At 71.7% G+C, this 22,579-nt stretch carries 20 protein-coding genes and 1 pseudogene; 13 read left to right on the top strand and 8 right to left on the bottom strand.

From position 1 onward, the window contains the following. Positions 1–153: 153 nt before the first annotated feature. The 3 genes from dprA to Asi03nite_RS02170 are packed head-to-tail and all read right to left on the bottom strand — an operon-like array spanning position 154 to position 3,265. Complete coding sequence (gene dprA, locus Asi03nite_RS02180) at positions 154–1,329, bottom strand: DNA-processing protein DprA (RefSeq protein ID WP_203676668.1); 1,176 nt, start codon at positions 1,327–1,329, stop codon at positions 154–156. Next, positions 1,329–2,906: a YifB family Mg chelatase-like AAA ATPase gene (locus Asi03nite_RS02175; protein ID WP_203676667.1), complete on the bottom strand. Its 1,578-nt coding sequence runs from the start codon at positions 2,904–2,906 to the stop codon at positions 1,329–1,331. Before Asi03nite_RS02175 ends, dprA begins: the two co-directional genes overlap by 1 nt. Next, positions 2,906–3,265: a YraN family protein gene (locus Asi03nite_RS02170; RefSeq protein WP_203676666.1), complete on the bottom strand. Its 360-nt coding sequence runs from the start codon at positions 3,263–3,265 to the stop codon at positions 2,906–2,908. The genes Asi03nite_RS02175 and Asi03nite_RS02170 overlap by 1 nt, the downstream gene beginning before the upstream one ends. Before the next feature lie 146 nt (positions 3,266–3,411). On the opposite strand from Asi03nite_RS02170, the gene Asi03nite_RS02165 reads away from it, so the two are divergent. From Asi03nite_RS02165 to Asi03nite_RS02130, 8 genes and pseudogenes are all read left to right on the top strand, one after another. Further along, the gene (locus Asi03nite_RS02165) at positions 3,412–4,011 is read left to right on the top strand and encodes a hypothetical protein (protein WP_203676665.1); all 600 of its coding nucleotides are present in this window, start codon (positions 3,412–3,414) and stop codon (positions 4,009–4,011) included. A 220-nt stretch (positions 4,012–4,231) separates the two neighbouring features. Continuing rightward, a complete protein-coding gene (rpsB, locus tag Asi03nite_RS02160) occupies positions 4,232–5,128 on the top strand; it encodes a 30S ribosomal protein S2 (RefSeq protein ID WP_203676664.1) in 897 nt (298 codons plus the stop codon). Positions 5,129–5,203: 75 nt separating this feature from the next. Then, a complete protein-coding gene (tsf, locus tag Asi03nite_RS02155; protein WP_203676663.1) occupies positions 5,204–6,034 on the top strand; it encodes a translation elongation factor Ts in 831 nt (276 codons plus the stop codon). 107 nt (positions 6,035–6,141) lie between these two features. Beyond that, positions 6,142–6,894, top strand: coding sequence for a UMP kinase (gene pyrH / locus Asi03nite_RS02150; RefSeq protein WP_203676882.1), 753 nt, complete (start codon positions 6,142–6,144; stop codon positions 6,892–6,894). A 69-nt stretch (positions 6,895–6,963) separates the two neighbouring features. After that, a complete protein-coding gene (frr, locus tag Asi03nite_RS02145) occupies positions 6,964–7,521 on the top strand; it encodes a ribosome recycling factor (RefSeq protein ID WP_203676662.1) in 558 nt (185 codons plus the stop codon). An 83-nt stretch (positions 7,522–7,604) separates the two neighbouring features. Then, positions 7,605–8,498 (top strand): annotated as a pseudogene (locus Asi03nite_RS02140) (phosphatidate cytidylyltransferase); the annotation flags it as partial. Positions 8,499–8,541: 43 nt separating this feature from the next. After that, on the top strand, positions 8,542–9,720 hold the full coding sequence (gene rlmN / locus Asi03nite_RS02135; RefSeq protein WP_203676660.1) for a dual-specificity RNA methyltransferase RlmN: 1,179 nt from the start codon (positions 8,542–8,544) through the stop codon (positions 9,718–9,720). Positions 9,721–9,757: 37 nt separating this feature from the next. Continuing rightward, positions 9,758–11,023 carry a DivIVA domain-containing protein gene (locus Asi03nite_RS02130; protein WP_203676659.1) on the top strand — a complete coding sequence of 422 codons (1,266 nt, stop codon included), beginning with the start codon at positions 9,758–9,760 and terminating at the stop codon, positions 11,021–11,023. 55 nt (positions 11,024–11,078) lie between these two features. Here the strand turns inward: Asi03nite_RS02130 and Asi03nite_RS02125 are convergent, their stop codons facing one another. Further along, the gene (locus Asi03nite_RS02125) at positions 11,079–11,315 is read right to left on the bottom strand and encodes a DUF2631 domain-containing protein (RefSeq protein ID WP_203676658.1); all 237 of its coding nucleotides are present in this window, start codon (positions 11,313–11,315) and stop codon (positions 11,079–11,081) included. A 142-nt stretch (positions 11,316–11,457) separates the two neighbouring features. On the opposite strand from Asi03nite_RS02125, the gene Asi03nite_RS02120 reads away from it, so the two are divergent. Next, entirely contained in the window at positions 11,458–13,023 is a 1,566-nt protein-coding gene (locus Asi03nite_RS02120) for a Rieske 2Fe-2S domain-containing protein (RefSeq protein ID WP_203676657.1), read from the top strand. Positions 13,024–13,391: 368 nt separating this feature from the next. Here Asi03nite_RS02120 and Asi03nite_RS02115 read toward each other — a convergent pair whose 3' ends face one another. Beyond that, positions 13,392–14,966 carry a phytoene desaturase family protein gene (locus Asi03nite_RS02115; RefSeq protein WP_203676656.1) on the bottom strand — a complete coding sequence of 525 codons (1,575 nt, stop codon included), beginning with the start codon at positions 14,964–14,966 and terminating at the stop codon, positions 13,392–13,394. After that, positions 14,963–15,802, bottom strand: a complete 840-nt coding sequence (locus tag Asi03nite_RS02110) for a YhjD/YihY/BrkB family envelope integrity protein (protein ID WP_203676655.1) — start codon at positions 15,800–15,802, stop codon at positions 14,963–14,965. Before Asi03nite_RS02110 ends, Asi03nite_RS02115 begins: the two co-directional genes overlap by 4 nt. Positions 15,803–15,978: 176 nt before the next feature. On the opposite strand from Asi03nite_RS02110, the gene dxr reads away from it, so the two are divergent. From dxr to ispG, 3 genes are read left to right on the top strand one after another with little or no spacing between them, the layout of a single operon-like run. Further along, positions 15,979–17,187: a 1-deoxy-D-xylulose-5-phosphate reductoisomerase gene (dxr, locus tag Asi03nite_RS02105; RefSeq protein ID WP_203676654.1), complete on the top strand. Its 1,209-nt coding sequence runs from the start codon at positions 15,979–15,981 to the stop codon at positions 17,185–17,187. Continuing rightward, positions 17,187–18,476: a M50 family metallopeptidase gene (locus tag Asi03nite_RS02100; protein WP_203676653.1), complete on the top strand. Its 1,290-nt coding sequence runs from the start codon at positions 17,187–17,189 to the stop codon at positions 18,474–18,476. Before dxr ends, Asi03nite_RS02100 begins: the two co-directional genes overlap by 1 nt. A gap of 8 nt (positions 18,477–18,484) precedes the next feature. Beyond that, the gene (gene ispG, locus Asi03nite_RS02095) at positions 18,485–19,657 is read left to right on the top strand and encodes a flavodoxin-dependent (E)-4-hydroxy-3-methylbut-2-enyl-diphosphate synthase (RefSeq protein ID WP_203676881.1); all 1,173 of its coding nucleotides are present in this window, start codon (positions 18,485–18,487) and stop codon (positions 19,655–19,657) included. 182 nt (positions 19,658–19,839) lie between these two features. Here ispG and Asi03nite_RS02090 read toward each other — a convergent pair whose 3' ends face one another. Next, on the bottom strand, positions 19,840–20,679 hold the full coding sequence (locus Asi03nite_RS02090; protein WP_203676652.1) for a GNAT family N-acetyltransferase: 840 nt from the start codon (positions 20,677–20,679) through the stop codon (positions 19,840–19,842). Positions 20,680–20,802: 123 nt separating this feature from the next. Between Asi03nite_RS02090 and Asi03nite_RS02085 the strand changes: the two genes are divergently transcribed. After that, positions 20,803–21,387, top strand: a complete 585-nt coding sequence (locus tag Asi03nite_RS02085; protein ID WP_203676651.1) for a PadR family transcriptional regulator — start codon at positions 20,803–20,805, stop codon at positions 21,385–21,387. 195 nt (positions 21,388–21,582) lie between these two features. Here the strand turns inward: Asi03nite_RS02085 and Asi03nite_RS02080 are convergent, their stop codons facing one another. Then, positions 21,583–22,551, bottom strand: coding sequence for an LLM class F420-dependent oxidoreductase (locus Asi03nite_RS02080; protein WP_203676880.1), 969 nt, complete (start codon positions 22,549–22,551; stop codon positions 21,583–21,585). Between the last annotated feature and the right edge of the window lie 28 nt (positions 22,552–22,579).

Below are 22,579 nucleotides of genomic sequence, written 5' to 3'. Positions count from 1 at the left end.
GGACGAAAGTTTCCGCGGCGTTCACGCGCTGAACGCGGTGGTGCACGGCCTCGCCGCGGGGCCGGCAGTCCACATCGGACGTCCGGATCGGCGCTCTCCCGGCCGCCGGGCGTGCCGGATCTTTCCCCCGATCGGGTGGTGGAGTCCACATGACTAGCCGCCCCGGGGCGCCAGCGCGACGCCGGCCTCGGTCCGTACCACCAGGCCGGCCGCCTCGAGCAGGGACAGGCGGCGCAGCACCGTACGCAGATCCAGCCGGGCCCGGGCCGCGAGCTCCTCCGGAGTCGCCACCCCGCGGCCCGGGACCACCTCCAGGACCAGCGCGGACTCCTCGTCCAGCCGGTCGTGCGCCCGCTCGGCGCCGCGGGGCGCCGGCTCCAGGTACTCGCCGATCCGGCCGACCTCCTCCAGCACGTCGGCGACCGAGGTGACCAGCCGCGCCTGTGGGTGGGCGCGCAGCACCTCGTGGCAGCCCACCGACATCGCCGAGGTCACCGGCCCCGGTACGACCATCGCGGGCCGGCCCAGCGCCAGCACCCGACTCATCGTCTGGGTAGCGCCGCTGCGGGCGGCGGCCTCGACCATGACGGTGCCCGCGGTGGCCGCCGCGATCACCCGGTTCCGGATCAGGAAGCGGTGCTTGAACGGCTCGGAGCCCGGTGGCCACTCGCTGATCAGCAGGCCCCGCTCGGCGATCCCCGCGAACATCGTCGAGTTGCCCGCCGGGTACGGCCGGTCCACGCCGCAGGCCAGCACCGACACGGTCCTCCCGCCCGCGGCGAGCGCACCCTGGTGGGCCGCCGCGTCGATCCCGAACGCGCCGCCGGAGGTCACCGTCCAGCCGCGCTCGGCCAGCCCGTACGCCAGTTCGCGGGTGACGTGGTCGCCGTACCCGGTGGACGCCCGCGCCCCCACGATCGCCACCGACCGGTCCAACGCCGAGCCCAGCGGCAGCTCGCCGCGCACCCAGAAGCAGAGCGGCGGCCGGGTGTCCCGGTTCACCCGCCCGCCGCTGTCGATTTCCAGCTGCGCCAGCGCGTCCACCCGGGCCGGCCACTCGTCGTCCGCGGGCACCACCAGGCGGGCGCCGATCCGCCCCGCCTCGCGCAGCGCCGTCTCCGCCACCTGCCGGGCGTCGCCGGCCGCGGAGCGCGCGGCGACCGTGGAGCGCAGGAACCGGTCCGGGATGTCCCCGGCGAGCAGGCGGTGCAGGGTGGCCGGCGCTCCGGCCCGCTGGACCAGCGTCCAGACCGCGCGGTTGCCGGGCTCGGCCAGCCAGGTGAGCGCGGCCCGGGCGATCCGATCGGCGTGACTTCCCGGCTCACCCATCACGACCGCGCCGGGGACGAGGCAGGGGCGGCGGAGTGCGTGGGCCCGGACGGCGTCCAGGAGGCGGCCGGGGCGCCGGTTCGTAGCTGCAGCGCCTCCGCCACGTCGCCGCCACCGGGCCGATCGCGTCCGTCCAGATCCGCGATCGTCCAGGCCAGGCGCAACACCCGGTCGAAGCCCCGGGCCGACACCGTCCCGCGGTCCAGTGCCTCCCGCAGCACCCTGGTGTCCTTCGCCGGCAACAGCCACGGCGGCCGGCGGAGCTGGGGTCCGGGCACCTCGGCGTTGAGCCCCCACCCGCACGGCCCCCATCGCTGCGACGCCGCCGTCCGGGCCCGCAGCACCCGGGCGGCCACCACCTCCGACGATTCGGCCGGCCGGTCGTCGGCCATCAGTTGCGCGGCTCGCATCGGCAGCAGGTCCACCTTGATGTCCACGCGGTCCAGCAGCGGCCCGGAGAGCCGGGCCAGGTAGCGCCGCCGGACCTGCGGGCTGCAGGTGCAGCGCTGGTCCGTGGTCGCGCAGGGGCAGGGATTCGCGGCGAGGACCAGTTGCACCCGGGCCGGGTACTCGGTCGTGCCCCGGGCCCGGGCCAGCACCACCTGGCCGCTCTCCAGCGGCTGCCGCAGGGCCTGCAGGGTCGCCCGGGCGATCTCCGGCGCCTCGTCCAGGAACAGCACGCCCCGGTGGGCCAGGGAGAGCGCGCCCGGCCGCGCCAGCCCGCTGCCCCCGCCGATCAGCGCCGCCAGGCTGGAACTGTGGTGCGGCGCCTGATACGGCGGTCGCCGGATCAGCCCGCTGTCCGGCGGGAGCACCCCGGCGATCGACTGCAGCGCCGTCACCTCCAGCGCCGCCTCGTCGCTCAGCGACGGCAGGATCGACGGTAGCCGCTCGGCCAGCATCGTCTTGCCCGAGCCCGGCGGGCCGAGCAGCGCCAGATGGTGGCCACCGGCGGCGGCGATCTCCACGGCGTACCGTCCGAGCTGCTGCCCGGCCACGTCGGCCAGGTCGGGTCCGCCGCGGGCCGGCGGCGGGGACTCCGGCGGCGGGTCGAGCAGCCGGTCGGCGCCGCGGACGAAGTCGGCGAGGCGGCGCAGCGTGTCCACGGCGCGGACGGTCACCCCGGGGACCACTGTCGCCTCCCGGGCGTTGGCCAGCGGCACGATCACCCGGGTGATCCCGGCCCGCGCGGCCGCGGCGACCATCGGCAGCACGCCGCGCACCGGGCGGACCGCCCCGTCCAGGCCGAGCTCGCCGAGCAGGAGAACCCGCTCCAGCGGCCCGGGGGGCAGCTCACCGGCCCCGGTGAGCAGCGCCGCGGCGATGGCGAGATCGAAGCCGCTGCCGTGCTTGGGCAGCGCGGCCGGCAGCAGGTTGACGGTGATCCGCCGGTTCGGCCACGCGCAGCCGCTGTTGACCACTGCCGCGCGCACCCGGTCGCGGGCCTCGTGCAGCGCGGTGTCCGGCAGGCCGGTCAGCACCACGGCGGGCAGGCCGACGGACAGGTCCGCCTCCACCTCGACGAGGCGGCCGGCCACCCCGATCAGTCCGACACAGAGCACCCGGGCGTAGCTCATCAGAACGCCGCCGGGATGTGCGCGACCCGGGCGGCGCCCCGCGGCTGCGGCAGCACCTCCACCACGTCGAAGCGGATCTGCGGCGAGGACGTGCCGGACTCGGCCAGCCAGCGGAGCGCGAGCTGCCGCAGCTTGTGCACCTTGCGCCGGTGGACCGCGGCCGAGGGTGGCCCGAAGGCCGCCGTGCGCCGCGTCTTGACCTCGCAGAACACCACGGTGTCGCCGTCCCGCAGGATCAGGTCGATCTCGCCGTCGGCGCACCGCCAGTTGCGGGCCAGCACCACCAGCCCGCGCTCTTCCAGATACCGGGCGGCCTGTCGCTCGCCGTACGCCCCGATCGCCTGTCGCTGAGTCGTCATGCCGCCGGACGGTGGCAGGGTCGGTCGCTCGCCGTGGATCTGCCTGTGGACAGAGCGTCATTGTGGATTCCGGCACGGTCGCCGATGCGGTGTGATATGTGCCTACCTGTGGTGTGATCGGCCCCGGTCGCCTACGGTGCGAATTCGTGGAGCATCGTTACGCCGACGAGTCCGGCCCCAGCTGGTACTCGGGGAGCCGGTACACCGATCCACCCCGATACCCGGCCGAGCCCGAGGTCTCCGGTTCGCACGCGTGGCGCGAGCAGCCGTACGACACCGGCGCCGTGCGCCTGCCCGAGCAGCGCCCCGCCACCGCCCCGTACGAGTCGGGCCGCATTCCGGTCCGCGGCCCGGAATATCCGACCATTCCGCCGCCCTCGCTGCCGCCGGTCCCGCAACAGCCGCCGGACCAGGCGACCACCCTGGTCCCGCCGGTGAGGGTGGAGCCGCGCGGCGCGGCCCGGCGCCGCCCGCTCTCCTCGGTGGTCGTGGCGGTCGGGACGGCGGTCCTGGTCCTCCCGGCGCTGCGGCTGCTGCTGAGCGTGACCTTCGCCTCGGATCCCACCGCCCGCGGCATCGTTCCCGCGGTGCTGCTCACCCTGGGTCTGGCGCTCACCGGCTTCGGCGTGCACGCGGCAGCCGGCGGAGCCGCGAAGGCGGACCGCGACGCGTGGCTGCGCCCGCCCGCGGCGTACCTCCCCATCGGTTTGATCTTGCTGTTGGCGGCGGGCTTGGCCGTCGCTTAGCCGGAAACGGCTTGGCGTATGCTTGTGCCTGGCGACCGCCCACGCGGTCGACCTCGCGCGCCCTCCGACCGTTCCGACCCGCTGTTCCTGGCGCGTCGGCCGGCGGCGACGGCCCTCCCTGGTCCCGATGATCGTCGGGTCCGACTGTGGCCGTCGACCGGGCGCCAGGACGCTCACCGCCGGTGGGCGTGACAACCAGGGCAGATCAGGGAGCACCACCATGGCCGTCGTGACCATGCGCCAGCTGCTGGAGAGCGGTGTCCACTTCGGGCACCAGACCCGTCGCTGGAACCCGAAGATGAAGCGCTTCATCTTCACCGAGCGCAACGGTATCTACATCATCGACCTGCGCCAGACCCTCGACTACATCGAGAAGGCGTACAGCTTCGTCCGGAACACCGTCGCCGAGGGTGGCCACATCCTCTTCGTCGGCACCAAGAAGCAGGCCCAGGAGGCCATCGCCGAGCAGGCGACGCGGGTCGGCCAGCCGTACGTGAACCACCGTTGGCTCGGCGGCATGCTGACCAACTTCCAGACCGTTTACAAGCGCCTTCAGCGGATGAAGGAGCTCGAGGCCCTGGGTGACCTGAGCGGCACCGCCGCCGGCTACACCAAGAAGGAGACCCTCCAGCTCTCCCGCGAGAAGGAGAAGCTCACCAAGACCCTCGGTGGTCTGCGTGACATGACCAAGGTCCCGTCGGCGATCTGGGTCGTGGACACCAAGAAGGAGCACATCGCGGTCGACGAGGCGCGGAAGCTCAACATTCCGGTCATCGCGGTGCTCGACACCAACTGCGACCCGGACGAGGTCGACTTCCCGATCCCGGGCAACGACGACGCGATCCGCTCCGCGGAGCTGCTCACCAAGGTGATCGCCAGCGCCGTCGCCGAGGGCCTGATCGCCCGTTCCGGCCGCAACCGCGGTGACGCCGACGCGAAGCCCGAGGCGGGCGCCGTCGCCGCCGGCGAGCCGCTGCCCGAGTGGGAGCGGGACCTCTACGAGGGTGGCGAGAAGAAGGCCGACGAGGCCGCCCCGGCCGCTGCCGAGCCGGCGGCTGCCGAGCCGGCCGCCGCCGAGCCGGCCGCCGCGGCGCCCGCTGCCGCCCCGGCCGAGTAAGTCGACCGACGTGCTTGCGGCCGCCGTCGTTGACGGGCGGCGGCCGTTCTCCCGACTGACATCGAGAAGAGAGTCATGGCTAACTACACCGCCGCGGACGTGAAGAAGCTCCGCGACCTCACCGGTGCCGGCATGATGGACTGCAAGAAGGCGCTCGAGGAGTCCGAGGGCGACTTCGACAAGGCCGTCGAGTTCCTGCGGATCAAGGGCGCGAAGGACGTCGGCAAGCGGGCCGGCCGGACCGCCGCCAACGGCATCGTCAGCCACTCCGGCAAGGCCCTGCTCGAGCTGAACTGCGAGACCGACTTCGTCGCCAAGACCCCCGACTTCGTCGAGCTGGGTCAGCGCCTGGTCACCTTCGGCGAGCAGAACCAGCTGGCCGACGCCGCCGCTCTGCTGGCCGCCACGATCGAGGACGGCAAGACCGTCGCCGACCTGGTCCAGGACTACGCCGCCAAGATCGGTGAGAAGATCGTCCTGAACCGCTTCACGATCCTGGACGGCACCGTCGCGGTCTACCTGCACCGCAAGGCGCAGGACCTGCCGCCGCAGGTCGGCGTCCTGGTGCAGTACACCGGCAAGGACGACGAGGCGGCCGACTCGGACGCCCGCGGCATCGGCATGCAGATCACCGCGATGCGGCCGAAGTACCTGACCCGTGACGAGGTTCCGGCCGAGGTCGTCGAGTCGGAGCGCCGGATCGCCGAGCAGACCGCTCGCGAGGAGGGCAAGCCGGAGCAGGCGATCGCGAAGATCGTCGAGGGCCGGGTGAACTCCTTCTTCAAGGACTTCGTCCTGCTGGAGCAGGCTTCCGTCGTCGACAACAAGAAGACGGTCAAGCAGGTCGCCAGCGAGGCCGGCATCGAGCTCACCCGGTTCGTCCGGTTCGAGGTCGGCCAGGAATAAGGCTCCACAACGCTTGGCACGGGAGGTCGGGAACGCGATTGAGCGTCCGGCCTCCCGGTCGCATAGGGTCTCCTGCAGAAAGCGAAGGGAAGGCGGGTCTCATGACGATGGTGACCGAGCAGTCCGCCACGGTCGACGAGAACCCGCCGGCCATGCGGCCGCGCCGGGTCGTGCTGAAACTGTCCGGCGAGGTGTTCGGCGGCGGCGCGGTCGGCGTCGACCCCGACGTCGTCCAGGCGCTGGCCAGGCAGATCGCCACGGTGAACCGGCGCGGCATCCAGGTGGCCGTGGTGGTCGGTGGCGGCAACTTCTTCCGCGGCGCCGAGCTGCAGAAACGCGGCATGGACCGGAACCGCGCGGACTACATGGGCATGCTGGGCACGGTGATGAACTGCCTGGCCCTCCAGGACTTCCTGGAGAAGGAGGGCATCGAGACCCGGGTGCAGACGGCCATCACGATGGCCCAGGTCGCCGAGCCGTACATTCCGCTCCGCGCGATCCGGCACCTGGAGAAGGGCCGCGTCGTGATCTTCGGCGCCGGCGCGGGCATGCCGTACTTCTCCACCGACACGGTGACCGCCCAGCGCGCGCTGGAGATCCACGCCGACATGGTGCTGATGAGCAAGAACGGCGTCGACGGGGTGTACACCGCGGACCCCCGGATCGACCCGGGCGCGCGCAAGCTGGAGAACATCACCTTCCAGGAGATCCTCCAGCGGGGGCTGCGGGTGGCCGACCAGGCCGCGTTCAGCCTGTGCGAGGAGAACAAGCTGCCGATGCTGGTCTTCGGCGCGGACGGCGACGACACGATCGTGCGCGCGTGTGCCGGCGAGAAGATCGGCACCCTGATCACCGCGTGAGCTCGCTCATCGCGACTGACGTGCCCACATCCCGCACCACCGAAGACAGCAAGGAGGCGAGAAGAGCCGGTGATCGAGGAAACCCTCTTTGAGGCCGAAGAAAAGATGGACAGTGCGGTCGAGCACGCCAAGGAGGAGTTCGCCGCCATCCGGACCGGCCGGGCCACTCCGGCGATGTTCTCCAAGATCCTGGTCGACTACTACGGCGCGCCCACGCCGGTGACCCAGATGGCCTCGGTCGGCGTCCCCGAGCCGCGCATGGTCATCGTCAAGCCGTACGACAACAGCCAGCTCGGCCCGATCGAGCGCGCCATCCGTGACTCGGACCTCGGGGTCAACCCCAACAACGAGGGCACCCAGCTGCGCATCCACCTGCCGCAGATGACCGAGGAGCGCCGCCGCGAGATGATCAAGGTGGCGCGCGGCAAGGCGGAGGAGGGCCGGGTGGCCATCCGCAACGTGCGCCGCAAGGCCAAGGAGCAGATCGACAAGCTGGTCAAGGACGGCGAGACCGGTGAGGACGACGGCCGTCGCGCCGAGAAGGAGCTCGACGACGTCACCCACCGCTACGTCTCGGTGATCGACGAGCTGGTCAAGCACAAGGAAGCCGAGCTGCTCGAAGTCTGATGTCCTACCTCGATCCGCGTGCCGGGCAGACCTCCGGCGACGACACGAGCGTGCCGGCGTACCCGAACCGCGCCTGGCACGCGGACGAGCAGGCGCCGCCTTCCGAGCCGGCCCGGCGCGGCCCCGGCAGGCGCCGCGCCGGCCGTGGCCGCAGCCCGGAGCAGGGCAAGAGCCGCGCCGGCCGCAACCTGCCCGCCGCCATCGCGGTCGGGCTCAGCCTGGGCCTGGTCGTGCTGGCCGCGCTGCTGGTCTGGCCGCCGGCCCTGCTCGGCGTGGTGGTGGTGGCCGCCGGAGTCGGCGTCTGGGAGACCGCCCGCGCCCTGTCCGTGACCGGGGCCCGCCCGCCGCTCATCCCGCTGATCGCGGGCACCGCGGTGATGACCGGCCTGGCCTGGTACGAAGGCGCCGACGCGCTCACCCTCGGCCTGCTCGCCACGATCGGCGCGGCCGCGCTCTGGCGTCTCGCCGACGGCACGCGGGCGGTCCGCCGCGACTTCACCGCCATCACCCTGATCTCGGTGTACGTGCCGTTCCTGCTCAGCTTCGCCGCGATGCTGGTGCGCCCGGACGACGGCCAGTGGCGGGTGCTCGCCACGGTGGTCGCCGTCGTGTTGTCGGACACCGGCGGTTACGCCGCCGGCGTATTCCTCGGCAAGCACCCGATGGCCCCGCGGATCAGCCCGAAGAAGTCCTGGGAGGGCTTCGCCGGCTCGGTCACCGCGGCCGCGATCGGCAGTGGCGCCCTGCTGTTCTTCCTGATGGAGATCCCGGTCTACTACGGCCTGCTGTTCGGCGCCGTGATCTCGGTGGTCGCGGTTCTCGGCGACCTGGCCGAGTCGATGCTCAAGCGCGACCTCGGCGTCAAGGACATGAGCAACCTGCTGCCCGGCCATGGCGGTCTGATGGATCGGCTGGACTCCATCCTCTTCGCGGTTCCCACCGCCTACCTGCTCTTCGCGATCATCGCACCGAACTAGCCATGGCCGACCTGCCGGTGAAGCGTGGGAGACTGGATACGCCATGACGATTCTTCCGGTCATCCCGATCAGTCCCGACCAGCCCGACGCGGTGTCGACCCGCCGCCGTCCCAGCATGCCCCCGCGCCACCTCGCCGACCTGGACCTCGCCGGGCGCAAGGCGGCCGTGGCGGGCCTGGGCGAGCCGGCCTTCCGGGCCAAGCAGCTCTCCACCCACTACTTCGGCCGCCTGGTGCGTGACGCCGCGGAGATGACCGACCTGCCGTCGGCCACCCGCGACAAGCTCACCACCGAGCTGCTGCCCACGCTGCTGACCCCGATCCGCGAGCAGGCCTGCGACGACGGGGCCACCCGCAAGACGCTGTGGCGGCTGCACGACGGCGCGCTGGTGGAGAGCGTGCTGATGGGCTACCCCGACCGGATCACCGCCTGCGTTTCGAGCCAGGCGGGGTGCGGGATGGCCTGCCCGTTCTGCGCGACCGGCCAACAGGGCCTGACCCGCAACCTCTCGGTCGCCGAAATCGTCGATCAGGTGGTCTACCTCGCCGGGGTGGCCGCCTCCGGCGCGGTGACCGGTTCACCGCCGCGGCTCTCCCGGGTGGTCTTCATGGGGATGGGTGAGCCCCTGGCCAACTATCCGCGGGTGATCGAGGCCGTTCGGCGCCTCATCGCCCCCGCTCCGGAGGGCCTCGGGCTTTCACAACGGCACATCACGGTGTCCACGGTGGGTTTGGTGCCCGCAATGCGCCGGTTGATCGCCGAACAGCTCTCCGTGACTCTTGCGTTGTCACTGCATGCCCCCGATGATGATCTGCGCGATGAGCTTGTGCCCGTCAACCAGCGTTGGAAGGTGGCCGAGGTGCTCGATGCCGCGTTCGACTACGCGGCGCAGACCGGCCGTCGGGTCTCCATCGAATACGCCCTGATCAGGGACGTAAACGATCAGCCCTGGCGTGCCGACCTGCTTGGCCGCCTACTGCACGGCAAGCTGGCCCATGTGAATCTCATCCCGCTGAACCCGACCCCGGGCAGCAAGTGGGATGCCAGCCCGAAACCGGTCGAGCGGGAGTTCGTCCGGCGGCTGCGGGAGGCCGGCGTCGCGACCACGGTCCGCGACACCCGGGGCCGCGAGATCGACGGTGCCTGTGGCCAGCTGGCCGCGGGCGAGCTGACGCAGGCAGGCGCGGGAGCCGTCGCAGCCGACGCGGAGGTGGCACAGTGACTGGGCTCAGGTCCCAGCGAGCGGAGTGGGAGACGTTGTGACGAGTCAGGGACAGCGTTTCCGGCGGCGCGCACTGCGCCGGGGCTACAAGGTCGACGAGGTCGACGCCTTCCTGGACCGGGTCGAGGCGACCCTCGCCGGTGAGCAGGTCGGCCCTCCGGTCGCCGCCCAGGAGGTGCACGACGTCGTCTTCCGGGTGCGTTTCGGCGGCTACGACGAGTGGCAGGTCGACCTGCACCTCGACCGGGTGGAGCGACAGCTCGCCGAGTTCGAGGAGCGCGGCGGCCGCCCGGTCGACTCGATGCGCGACTCGATGCGCGGTGGCCTGTCGGCCGACCGTTCCGGCGCCATCGACCGTGGCTCGATCGAGCGCTCCGGCGCGATCAACCAGCCCAGCGGCCCGCCGGCGCTCTCCGGTGGTCCGGGGGGCATGCCCCGCAACGGGATGGCCGGCGCCGGCATGGGCATGGGCGGCCCGCAGCAGCCCGGCCCGTCGCAGCCGGGCATGCAGCCGCCCGGCCCGCAGTTCGGCAACCCCGGCCAGCAGCAGTTCGGCAATCAGGGGATGAGCAATCCGAGCATGGCGCAGACCGAGCGGATCCCGGCCCCGATCCGGGACGACCGGATGATGCCGCCGCAGACGCCGCAGCGCCCGCAGATGCCGCAGCCGGACCCGTATGGCGGCGGCCGTTACGACGAGCCCACGACGTACGGTGGCCAGCCGCAGCTCCCGCAGCGCAACGCGCCGCAGCCCCCGCCGGGCTACGACCAGGGCGGCTACGACGAGCCGACGACGTACAACGGGTTCGAACCGGGCCGGCACGGCCGCGCCGACATGACCGCCGAGATCCGGATGCCTGACCGGGACCCGCGCGGCGGTTACGGCGGCCCGCCGATGCCGCCCGCGCCGATGGGCAACCCGATGCAGCAGCAGCCGCCGGCCGGGATGCCGGGCTCGCCGATGCCGGGCGCCCCGATGAGCGGCCCGCCCGGTGGTTACGGTCAGCCGCAGCAGTCGCACCTGGGCCCGCCGATCGGCGAGCCGGGCGGCGAGCTGTACCGCGTCGACCAGCTGCGCCGCACGTTCCAGCCGCGCCGCTTCGGCAGCGGTTACGACCCGATGCAGGTGGACCGGCTGTTCGAGGGCATCCTGCAGGCGATGACCGGTCGCGGCCCCATGCCGGTGAACGAGAACGAGCTGGACATGCTGCAGTTCGGCCTGGTCCCGAACGGTTACTTCGAGGCCGAGGTGGACGCGGCCCTGCGCGAGGTGAAGGACATCCTGCTGCGCGGCCGCCGCTAGAGGACGAAACGAGTAGGGCCCGCTCCTGGCGGGCCCTACTCGTGGTGCACGCGGGTCAGTCGTTCGGCCGCAGGCCGGCCTTGCGCAGCACGATGTCGCCGATCACGGCGGCGACCAGCAAGGCCGCGATCACGACGAGCCACACCTTCTCGGTGTTGCCCTCCTGGTTGCCCCAGAAGAACATCAGCAGGACCACTGCCGAGATGATCGCGCCCCGCTGGGCGCGCCGGCGGTTGGTCGGCTTCAGCTGGTCCGGAGCGTAGACGTCCTCGTGTTCCTCCAACGCCGACACGTCGGTCCTCCTCGTCGATGATCTGAGCGTTATCCACAGTCTGTCACGGGGCCGATGGGCGGAACCCGGCAACCCGGCTGTACTTTCGATGCGGTCAGAAAAGCGATGCGGTCACCACGGCCCGAAGCAGAGGAGCGATCAAGTGCGGATCACGGGCACCGGCCATGCGAGCATGCGGATCGACACGGCCGCGGGCAGCATTCTGTGCGATCCGTGGGTGAACCCGGCGTACTTCGCCTCCTGGTTCCCGTTCCCGGACAACTCCCAGCTTGATTGGGAGACCCTCGGCGACGTCGACTATCTGTACGTCTCGCACCTGCACCGGGACCACTTCGACGCGGAGCACCTGAAGCGGTTCATCAACAAGAAGGCCACCGTCCTCCTCCCGGAGTACCCGACCAGCCAGCTCGAGGACGAGCTGCGTGAGCTGGGCTTCACCAGCTTCCTGCGGACCAGGTCGGACGAGGTGCACGAGCTCGACGGCGGCCTCAAGGTGATGATCCAGGCGCTGATCAGCCCCACCGACGGCCCGATCGGTGACTCCTCGCTCTGGGTGGAGTACGACGGCATCCGGGTTCTCAACCAGAACGACGCCCGGCCCGCCGACCTGACCCGCTTCAACGAGCTGGGCCACGTGCACGCCCACATGCTGCAGTTCTCCGGCGCCATCTGGTACCCGATGGTCTACGAGCTGCCGGAGAACGCGAAGACCGCGTTCGGCAAGCAGAAGCGGGAGCGGCAGTTCGACCGCACCTGGCGCTACATCGACGACCTGAAGGCGGACTTCGTCTTCCCGATCGCCGGCCCGCCGTGCTTTCTCGACGACTCGCTCTGGCAGTTCAACGACATCCACGGCGACGAGGGGAACATCTTCCCCGACCAGTCCGTCTTCCTGTCGGAGTACGCGAAGGTCGGCGGCACCAACGCCGTCGTGCAGCTCCCGGGCAGTGTGACGGTCCTCTCCGACGGCGGCCGGACGCAGCACACCACGCACCCGATGCCGGTCGAGGAGTTCTTCGCCAACAAGGCCGCCCACCTGGAGGAGATGCGGGAGCGCAAGGCCCCGATCATCGCCGCGGAGAAGGCGTCCTGGCGGCACCCGGAGATCGACGTGCTGGGCGAGCTGAAGAAGCGGATCGAGCCGCTGCTCGAGGAGTCGATCTACCTGGCGAACGGGGTCGGCGGCCCGGTCCGCTTCGACCTGACCGACTCGTTCGGCCCGGACGGCGAGGTCATCGAGTCGATCGTGGTCGACTTCCCCGGCAAGCAGGTCCGGGCATATGCCGACGAGAAGGTGCGGTACCGGTTCAAGACCGGTCGCGCCCTGATCGAGCACCTGATCCACATCGACGAGGGCGACTGGGTCAACTCGCTGTTCCTGTCCTGCCGCTTCTCGGCGGCCCGCATCGGGCAGTACAACGAGTTCGTCTACGCGTTCTTCAAGTGCCTCTCCGAGGAGCGTCTGCAGTACGCGGAGGGCTGGTACGACGAGCACGAGAAGGCGGTCGACGCCGAGGACACCCAGTTCGGCGACTGGACCGTGCAGCGTCGCTGCCCGCACCTGAAGGCCGACCTGTCCCGCTTCGGCGTTCTCGACGGCAACGTGCTGACCTGCCAGCTCCACGGTTGGAAGTTCGACCTGCCCAGCGGCCGCTGCCTGACCGGCGTCGGTCACAAGATCAGGGCCCACCGGACCGAAACCGCTTAGCCGGTACGGGCCGGGACCTGCCCGGCCGCGGCGGGGTCCCGGCGCCGGACCGCCCGGCGATCATCCGGTCGTGGTGGTCGGTCCGCGAGGCCGGCGGGACGCGCGTCCGCGCCGCGCGGCTCGCATTCCGGCTGGCTGTGAGAGGTGTCCCGGGACGGTTGAGAGACCCCTGAGCGCCAGCCGGACCGTGAGCGGCGGCAGTCGCGGGACCGGAGATGGGACTGCCGGGCCTGCGAGGTCGCGCGGGCGCGTGGGAACGTGCCGGGCCGGCGAGGTCGCGGTCGGGTGAGCGGGCGGGAACGGGCCGGGCCGGCGCGAGCGCGCGGGACGGGCGGCCCCGGCGGGAGGTGCCGGGGCCGGGGCGCGGTTCAGCGGTGGCCGAGGTCTTCGAGGATCCGGGTGGCCGCGTTGTGGCCGGCGGCGCCGATCACGCTTCCCGCGGGGTGGGTGCCCGCCGAGCCCGCGTAGAGGCCGTCGACGCCGGTGAAGTAGGGCATGCGCCGGTCGAAGGCGACCGTGTTGTCCACGTGGTGGATGTGACCGCCGGTGATCCCGAAGTGCCGCTCGATGCCCGGGGGAGTCAGCGGGAACACGTCCGCGACCAGCTCGGAGGTCCCCGGGGCGTAGCGGTCGCAGATCGCCAGGAGGCGCTCCACGTACGCCGGGAGCTCCGCCTCCCACGACGAGCCCGCCGGCTCGAACGGCACCGACTGCACGAACAACGCGGACGAGTGATGCCCCTCGGCGTCCCGCAGCGACGGGTCGACCGTGGTGTGCAGATACCACTCGATGGTCGGCTCGGCCGGCAGCTGCCCGGCCTGCACCCGCGCCCACATCTCCCGCAGCGCGGCCATCGGCGAGTCGCCCGCGCCGGGCAGCAGGTGGATCGTCGAGCCGAACGGGGACGGCGCGCCCTCCGGCAGGCAGCTGAACGCCGGCAGCCCACGCAGCGCCAGGTTGACCTTGAGCGTGGTGCCGGGCTTGCGCACCGCGGCCATCCGCTCGGTCAGCTCGGCCGGCAGCACACCCTCCGGGACCAGGGACATCAGCTGGTACGGATCGCAGCTGCCGAGCACCACCCGGGCGCCGACCGCCCGGCCGTCGGCGAGCACCACACCGCTGGCCGCGCCCCCGTCCACGGTCACCGCGGACACCCGGGCGTCGGTGAACAGCCGCGCTCCGGCCGCCCGGGCGGCGCCGGCGAAGGTACGCGACACCGTGCCCATGCCGCCCTCGGCGATCAGCCAGGTGCCGTCGGCGCCGGGCAGCCGGCACATGTTGTGCACCAGGAAGTTGTGCCCGGTGCCCGGGTCGTCGGGGCCCGCGGTCAACCCGGAGAGGCCGTCGGTCACCGCGTACATGCTGGTCAGCAGTTCGCTCTTGAAGCCGAACCGGGCGAGGTAGTCGGCTACCGAACCGCGCACGAGATCGAGGAACGTGCTCTGCAGCTGTGGGCGGACGTAACGGTCGGCGATCTGCTCCACCGAGCCGGGCTCGTGGAGCCAGGACGGCGCCAGATCGGCGCGCAGCGCGCCGATCTCCACGGCGAGGGCCTCGTCGGCGGCCGCGTCGCGGGGCGAGAAGAACGTCTCCAGCTGCTGCCGGGTGGCCTGGCGGTCCCGGCCGAACAACAGGTACGGCGAGCCGGCCGGGCCGGGGGTGGGCAGGAAGTAGTGCGGGTCACGGCGCAGCACCGGGATGTCGACGTCGAGGGTCCGCAGCAGTTCCGGCGGCATCAGGCCGAGCAGGTACGAACCGGTGGACTGGCCGAGCCCGGGCACTTTGGCGAACGGGTGCTCGGTGCGGGTGGCACCGCCGAGCACCCCGGCCGCCTCGAGCACGACGACGTCGAGCCCGGCGCGGGCCAGCAGGATCGCGGAGACCAGGCCGTTGTGACCGGCTCCGATGATCACCACGTCGGCGCGGTCGGGAATGGGGGTCATGCCGAGCGACGGTACCTTGCGCCGGCCTCGTCCGCCCTCGACGGTTCGCCCGACAACCGCGGCTTGACGGCATGGGTTGCCGCGAACCCGACAAGAACGATCGTGTGGAACAGATAGAGCCAGAGGCCGACCGCGACCGTTCCGCCGATCTGGTCGAATCCGCCGAACGGCGCGCCCAGGTTCAGCGGCAGCGAGCAGAACAGCACGAAACCGTGCAGGAAGCCGGAGAGGTTGGCGGCTGTGAACGACCCGATCAAGACCGTCGGCAGCCAGGGCGGGCGGCCCGGCGCGACGTAGCGGAAGACCCAGATCACCACGGGCGTGAGGACCAGCCAGGCGGCCAGGAAGGACAGGACCACGCCGAGCACCGACCACCAGCCGCCGCGGATCCAGAGCGAGCTGGTGGTGGGCAGCGCCAGGAACAGCGAGAGCAGCAGCGCCGGGGCGGCGGCCAGCAGGGGCAGCCAGAGCACCCGGCCACGCCAGCCGACCAGCGACTCGCCGCTGGTCTTGTAGATCGACACGAACGCCCGGCGCAGCCCCTCCCCGTAGAGGGTGGCCGGCAGCAGGCTGGCCAGCGCCAGCAGCGGGGTGAGGTGCAGGCCGGCGTCGATCAGCGCGGCCAGCGCGCGGGGCGCGCCGATCTGGTCCGGAAGAGCCGCGATGGTACGGCCGGTCAGCCGCCGTACCCGGTCCGCGCCGGCCACCAGCCCGGTCAGCCAGATCGCCAGCAGCGCGACCGGCACCACAGCGATCCCGCTGTAGAACGTCACCGCCGCCGCGTGCAACGCGAGATCCCGTCCACGCAGCGGCCCGAGCAACGCCCTGATCTTCATGGGCTGTGAACTACCCAGTCCAGCCCGGTTGTCCACAGGAGGGTGAATCGGGCCCGCGCGGCGGGCCGGTCAGGGCACGACGCCTCCCCGTTGGAGCCCTTCCCCTTCGCCGTCGATCCGGTGGATCCGCTCGGCGGGGAGGACTGAGCGCGAGCGGTGGGACGGCGTCCGGGAAGATGGGCGGCATGCGAGACCTCGTCCTGCTCGGTTCCACCGGATCCATCGGCACCCAGGCCATCGACATCGTGCGCCGCAATCCGGAGCGGTTCCGGGTGGTCGCGCTCGGCGCGGGTGGCGGCAACGTGGAGTTGCTCGCCGCCCAGGCGCTGGAACTGCGGGTGGACGCGGTCGGCGTCGCGGCGGCCTCCGCCGTACAGGACCTGCAATTGGCCTTTTACGCGCAGGCGCAGAAGCGCGGCTGGTCGTCAGGTGACTTCAAGCTTCCCAGGATCGTGGCCGGGCCGGACGCGATGACCGAGCTGGCCCGCCAGCCGTGTGACGTGGTGCTCAACGGCGTGGTCGGCAGCCTCGGGCTCGGGCCCACGCTGGCCGCCCTGCAGGAGGGCCGGACGCTGGCCCTGGCCAACAAGGAGTCGCTGGTCGCCGGGGGCCCGCTGGTCCGGCGGATCGCCAAGGAGGACCAGATCGTCCCGGTCGACTCCGAGCACTCCGCGCTGGCCCAGTGCCTGCGTGGCGGCCGGGCCGGCGAGGTGCGCCGGCTGGTGCTGACGGCCAGCGGCGGGGCGTTCCGCGGGCGGCGCCGCGAGGAGTTGACGAACGTCACGCCGGAGGACGCGCTCAAGCACCCGACCTGGGACATGGGCCCGGTGGTCACGATCAACACGGCGACCATGGTGAACAAGGCGCTCGAGGTGATCGAGGCGCACGAGCTGTTCGGCGTGCCGTACGAGGACATCGAGGTGACGGTCCATCCGCAGTCGGTGATCCACTCGATGGTCGAGTTCACCGACGGCTCGACGCTGGCCCAGGCCAGCCCGCCGGACATGCGGCTGCCGATCGCGCTGGCCCTGGCCTGGCCGGAGCGGGTGCCCCGGGCCGCCGCGGCGGTGGACTGGACCATGGCGCACAACTGGGAGTTCCGGCCGCTCGACAACCGGGCGTTCCCCGCGGTCGAGCTGGCCAAGGAGGCCGGCCGGGCCGGGCGCTGCCGCCCGGCGATCCTCAACGCGGCCAACGAGGAGTGTGTGGCCGCTTTCGTGGCGGGTCGGCTACCTTTCTTGGGCATCGTCGAGACCCTGGAGCGGGTGCTCGCGTCGGCTCCCGATTTCGCGGAGCCGGGTACCGTCGATGACGTGCTGGCCGCAGAGGCCTGGGCTCGTGCTCAGGCGCAGCGGACGATCGCGACTGTGGCTGAAGGAGCCTGATGGCGTTCTGGCTTGGTACGGCGGCCTTCGCGCTGACCATCCTGATCTCGGTGAGCCTGCACGAGCTGGGTCACATGATCACCGGTAAGCGCTTCGGCATGAAGGTGACGCAGTACTTCGTCGGCTTCGGTCCGACGATCTTCTCGTTCCGGGTCGGTGAGACGGAGTACGGCCTGAAGGCCATCCCGCTCGGCGGCTTCTGCAAGATCGTCGGGATGACCCCGCAGGACGACGACGTCCGGCCGGAGGACCAGCCGCGGGCGATGTGGCGTTTCCCGGTGTGGAAACGGACGATCGTGATGTCGGCCGGCTCGATCACCCACTTCCTGCTCGCCCTGGCCGGCGCCTGGGTGATGGCCGTCTCGGTCGGCCTGCCGAACATCCACCTCCCGCAGAACACCGCCGATCAGCGGAGCTACCCCGCGATGATCGAGGTCGGCGACTGCCTCCCGGTGCAGACCGAGCTGAAGAAGCTGGACGCCGCGGCGCAGAAGGCCGCGAGCGAGACCTGCACGCCGGGCGTCAACGGCGCCGTCGTGCCCCCGGCCAAGGCCGCCGGCCTGCAGGACCTCGACCTGGTCACCAAGGTCGGCAACACCCCGGTGGCGAACTACGGGCAGCTCACCGACGCCATCCGGGCCTCGCCGGCCGGCCCGACCGTCTTCGAGATCGTCCGCGACGGTCGGGCGCAGAGCGTCAAGGTCGACCTGATCACCGACGAGCGCGCGCCGATCGACAACCCGGAGGGCCAGGTCGCGCTGGTCTCGGTGGCCGGCCTGAGCTGGGACACCGACCAGCCGTACGTGGTGCACTACAGCCCGGCCGGCGCGTTCCAGGGCTCCGGCGAGTACGGCTGGTACCTGGTGGAGAACTCGTTCAAGGCGATGGCCCGGATCCCGCAGAAGATCCCGGCGCTGTGGCACTCGATCACCGGCGACGAGCGCGACCCGGACACCCCGATCAGCGTGATCGGCGCGAGCCGGCTCGGCGGCGAGGCGATCGAGAAGGGCGTGCCGGAGATCTTTTGGCAGATCTTCATCTCGCTGAACGTGTTCATCGGCCTGTTCAACCTGCTGCCGCTGCTCCCGCTGGACGGCGGGCACATCGCCATCGCCTGGTACGAGAAGGTCCGGTCCTGGCTCTACCAGCGGCTCCGGCGACCCGATCCGGGGCGTGTCGACTACTACAAGCTCATGCCGCTCACCTATGCGGTCATTCTGATCGGTGGTGCGTTCACCTTGCTGACCGCCACCGCCGACATCATCAACCCGATTACGATCTTCAAGTGAGTGAGTCGATGACCGCGATCAGTCTCGGAATGCCGGCCGTACCCCCGCCGCCGCTGGCCCCGCGCCGCCAGAGCCGGCAGATCAACGTCGGCGGCGTCCTGGTCGGCGGCGGCGCTCCGGTCAGCGTGCAGTCGATGACCACCACGCTCACCGCCGACGTCAACGCGACGCTGCAGCAGATCGCCGAGCTGACCGCGGCCGGCTGCCAGATCGTCCGGGTCGCCGTGCCGTCCCAGGACGACGTCGAGGCGCTGCCCGCGATCGCCAAGAAGTCGCAGATCCCGGTGATCGCCGACATCCATTTCCAGCCGAAGTACGTGTTCGCCGCGATCGACGCGGGCTGCGCCGCGGTCCGGGTCAACCCGGGCAACATCCGGCAGTTCGACGACAAGGTCAAGGAGATCGCCAAGGCGGCCTCCGACGCCGGCGTCCCGATCCGGATCGGCGTCAACGCCGGCTCGCTGGACAAGCGGCTCCTGGAGAAGTACGGCAAGGCCACCGCCGAGGCGCTTGTCGAGTCGGCGCTCTGGGAGTGCTCGCTGTTCGAGGAGCACGGCTTCCGGGACATCAAGATCTCGGTCAAGCACAACGACCCGGTCGTGATGATCCGGGCGTACCGGCAGCTCGCCGAGCAGTGCGACTACCCGCTGCACCTGGGCGTCACCGAGGCCGGGCCGGCGTTCCAGGGCACCATCAAGAGCGCTGTGGCGTTCGGCGCGCTGCTCGCCGAGGGCATCGGCGACACCATCCGGGTCTCGCTCTCCGCTCCGCCGGTCGAGGAGATCAAGGTCGGTCAGCAGATCCTGGAGTCGTTGGGCCTGCGCGAGCGCGGCCTGGAGATCGTCTCCTGCCCGTCCTGCGGTCGCGCCCAGGTCGACGTCTACACGCTGGCCGAGCAGGTGACCGCGGCGCTCGACGGGTTCCCGGTGCCGCTGCGGGTGGCCGTGATGGGCTGCGTCGTGAACGGGCCTGGCGAGGCCCGGGAGGCGGACCTCGGGGTGGCCTCGGGCAACGGCAAGGGCCAGATCTTCGTGAAGGGCAAGGTCATCAAGACCGTGCCGGAGGCGGTCATCGTGGAGACGCTCGTGGAGGAGGCGCTGCGGCTGGCCGACGAGATGGGCGCCGAGCTGCCGGACGAACTGCGGGAACTGCTCCCCGGCCCGACCGTGACCGTGCACTGACGGCGTACCGGATCGGGCGATCGGCGAAAAGCGGCCCGGGCTCGCGATGCGAGCCCGGGCCGTCGCATCGCCGGCGATGCGGCAGGCGCCGGCCCCGGGCGTCGCGTGGATGCGAGAAGCCGGGATGCGCGAAGCCGGGATCCGAGAAGCCCGGACCCGAAACCCCTGGATCCGAGAAGCCGCTAGAAGAGCACTGTCGCGAAAGCGCCGGCCGACACGAAACCGCAGCGCTGGTAGACCCGGCGCGCCGCGGTGTTGTAGTCGTTCACGTAGAGGCTCACGGTCGGCGCGACCCGCCGCAGCGCGTTCTCGACCACCGCGGCCATCGCTGCCGTGGCGATCCCGCGCCCCCGATAATCCGGATGCACCCAGACGCCCTGGACCTGTGTGGTGCGCCGGGTGATGATCGCCAGCTCGGCCTTGAAGATCACCTGTTCGCCGTCGAACCGCGCATACGCCCGCTTGCCCTTGACCAGCTCGGCGACCCGTCGACGATAGCCCCGCCCGCCGTCGTCCTGCAGCGGTGAGACCCCGACCTCCTCGGTGTACATCGCCACCGCGGCCGGGAACAGCTGATCCACCTCGCCCGGCCGGACCAGGCGTACCCCCGGGTCGGCCGCCACGGCCGGGGTCCGGTCGGTGACCAACAGCGGCTGGTTGGGCCGCACGTCCCGGGCGCGTCCCCAGTGCACGCCGAGCCGGTCCCACAGATCGAGCACCGCCTCGGCCCGTCCGATGATCGACGAACAGATCCGCGGCTCGTTGCTGAGCAGGTCGGCGAAGGCCGCGACGGCCGGCGGGGTGGCGCCGACCGGAACCAGATGCGCGCCGGACCAGATGATCGACTCGATGCGGCGGGCCGGCTCGTAACCGTAGACCCGCCCGTCGGAACGCCACCAGTTCAAGCCGTGCGCGGCCACCCGCTCGGCGATCTGGGCGCCCGCGTAGGGGTCGGCGTCCAGGATCCGCTCGACCGCAGCACGCTCCGGCTCACCGAGCTGGCGAATGGGCACCGTCAACACAGCTACCACATTGCCAGATGCGGGCGTCTCGACACGCATGGCAACCCCATCAGTTCGGAAACCCTTGCCGCCGACACGTTGCCGATATATCGTCTAACTATCGACGACAGAACGGAGAAGATTATGAGGTTCCCGCACGAGGGTCACCACGGACGCCGCATGCGCGGTTTCGGCTTCCCGCCCGGATTCCCCTTCGGCCCCGGCGGTCCGGAGGGTCACGGCCCGTTCGGGTCCGGCGAGTTCGGCCCGCGCGGCGGACGTCGCGGTGGCCGCGGCCGGCTCAACGTCCGCCCCGCCGTCCTGGCGCTGCTCCTGGAGCGCCCGATGCACGGCTACGAGATGATCCAGGAGCTCGATGCCCGCACCAACGGCATCTGGCGCCCCAGCCCCGGCTCGATCTACCCGACGCTCCAGTTGCTGGAGGACGAGGGCCTGATCGAAGCGACAGCCGAGGGTGGCCGCAAGAGCTACCAGCTCACCGCCGACGGCCGGCCGGAGGCCGAGACCGCCGCGCAGAACCCGCCGTGGGCCCGCTTCGGCGACGACACGCTCAACCAGGTGCAGGACTTCCGCGACGCCGCGGTCGGCATCTTCGGCGCGCTGAAGCAGGTGGGCTTCTCCGGCACGCCGGAGCAGCGCCAGCGGGCGCTCGAGGTGCTGAACGAGACCAAGCGCAAGCTCTACGCGATTCTCGCCGACGGCGAGTGAGCGGCCCGGGGTCCAGATCCGCCGAAAAGGAGCGCAATCCTCCGGGTTGCGCTCCTTTTCGCTGGGGTACGACCGCGGCACGCCGCAAAGCGCGGGCGTTCCCGGCGGGGTGACAGGTGCCGCCCGCGCCGACCTGATCGGGGAGGGCGGCGCGGCGCGGCGGGACGCCTGGAGTGCGAGACGGCGGGGGAGCGGTCAGGCGGGGCGGCCCAGGGCGCTGATCAGCTCGGTCAGGGCGGGGAGGCCACCCCGCTCCAACTCGGGCGTCGGCAGCAGCGCCATCACCGGGACCGTGATGCCGGCGTCCGCGTAGGCCTGGACCCGGGCGCGGACCTGCTCCGGCGTGCCGTGCACCACCAGCTCGTCGACGAGCGGATCCGGGATGGCGGCCAGCGCGCCCCTGCGGTCGCCGGACTCCCAGGCCCGCCACATCGGGGTGAGGACCTCCTCGCGGCCCAGCCAGCGGTGGAACTCGGCATAGGCCGGAACCGTCAGATACGACGTGATCAGCCGGCGGCCGAGGGTCCGGGCGTAGGCCGCGTCGTCGGTCGGGACGACGAAGATCCGGGCGGCCACGGCGAAGCCGGGGCCGGCCTGCTTGGTCTCGGCGAGCGCGGTGTGCACGTCGGCGGGGGAGAGCCAGTTGAGGATCACCCCGTCCGCCTCGGCGGCCGCCAGGCGCAGCATCTGCGGGCGCAGCGCGGCGAGCAGGAGTTGCGGCGGCACGGCCGGCGGGCGCTCCAGGCGGAAGCGCTTCACGGTGAACGTCGGGAACGCCTGGTCGACCACCTCGCCGGCGAGCGCGGCGCGCAGGAAGCGCAGCATGTCCCGGCTGCGGGCGAACGGCTTGACGAAGTCGGCGGCGTTCCAGTCGCCGGCGACCACCGGGGAGGACGCGCCGATGCCGAACTGGAAGCGCCCCGGCGCGGTCTCGGCGAGCGCGGCCGCGGTCATCGCCAGCAGGCCCGGCCCGCGGGTGTAGACCGGGGCGATCGCGGTGCCCAGCCGCAGTCTCGGCTCCCAGGCGGCGGCCAGCGTGAGCGGCGTGAACGCGTCGGCGCCGTTCACCTCGGCGGACCACGCGTCGGTGAAACCGGCGTCGGCCAGAGCCGAGAAGACGGCGGCGTGGCCGGCCAGCGGAACGCCGCCGAGCGGCACGGTCATGCCCCAGCGCATCGACATGACCCCGATC

This window comes from Actinoplanes siamensis (genome assembly GCF_016862395.1).
In the GTDB taxonomy this organism is placed as follows: Bacteria; Actinomycetota; Actinomycetes; order Mycobacteriales; family Micromonosporaceae; genus Actinoplanes; species Actinoplanes siamensis.
The sequence above is the reverse complement of the archived record's forward strand: the minus strand, read 5'-3'. Positions and strand labels throughout refer to the sequence as shown.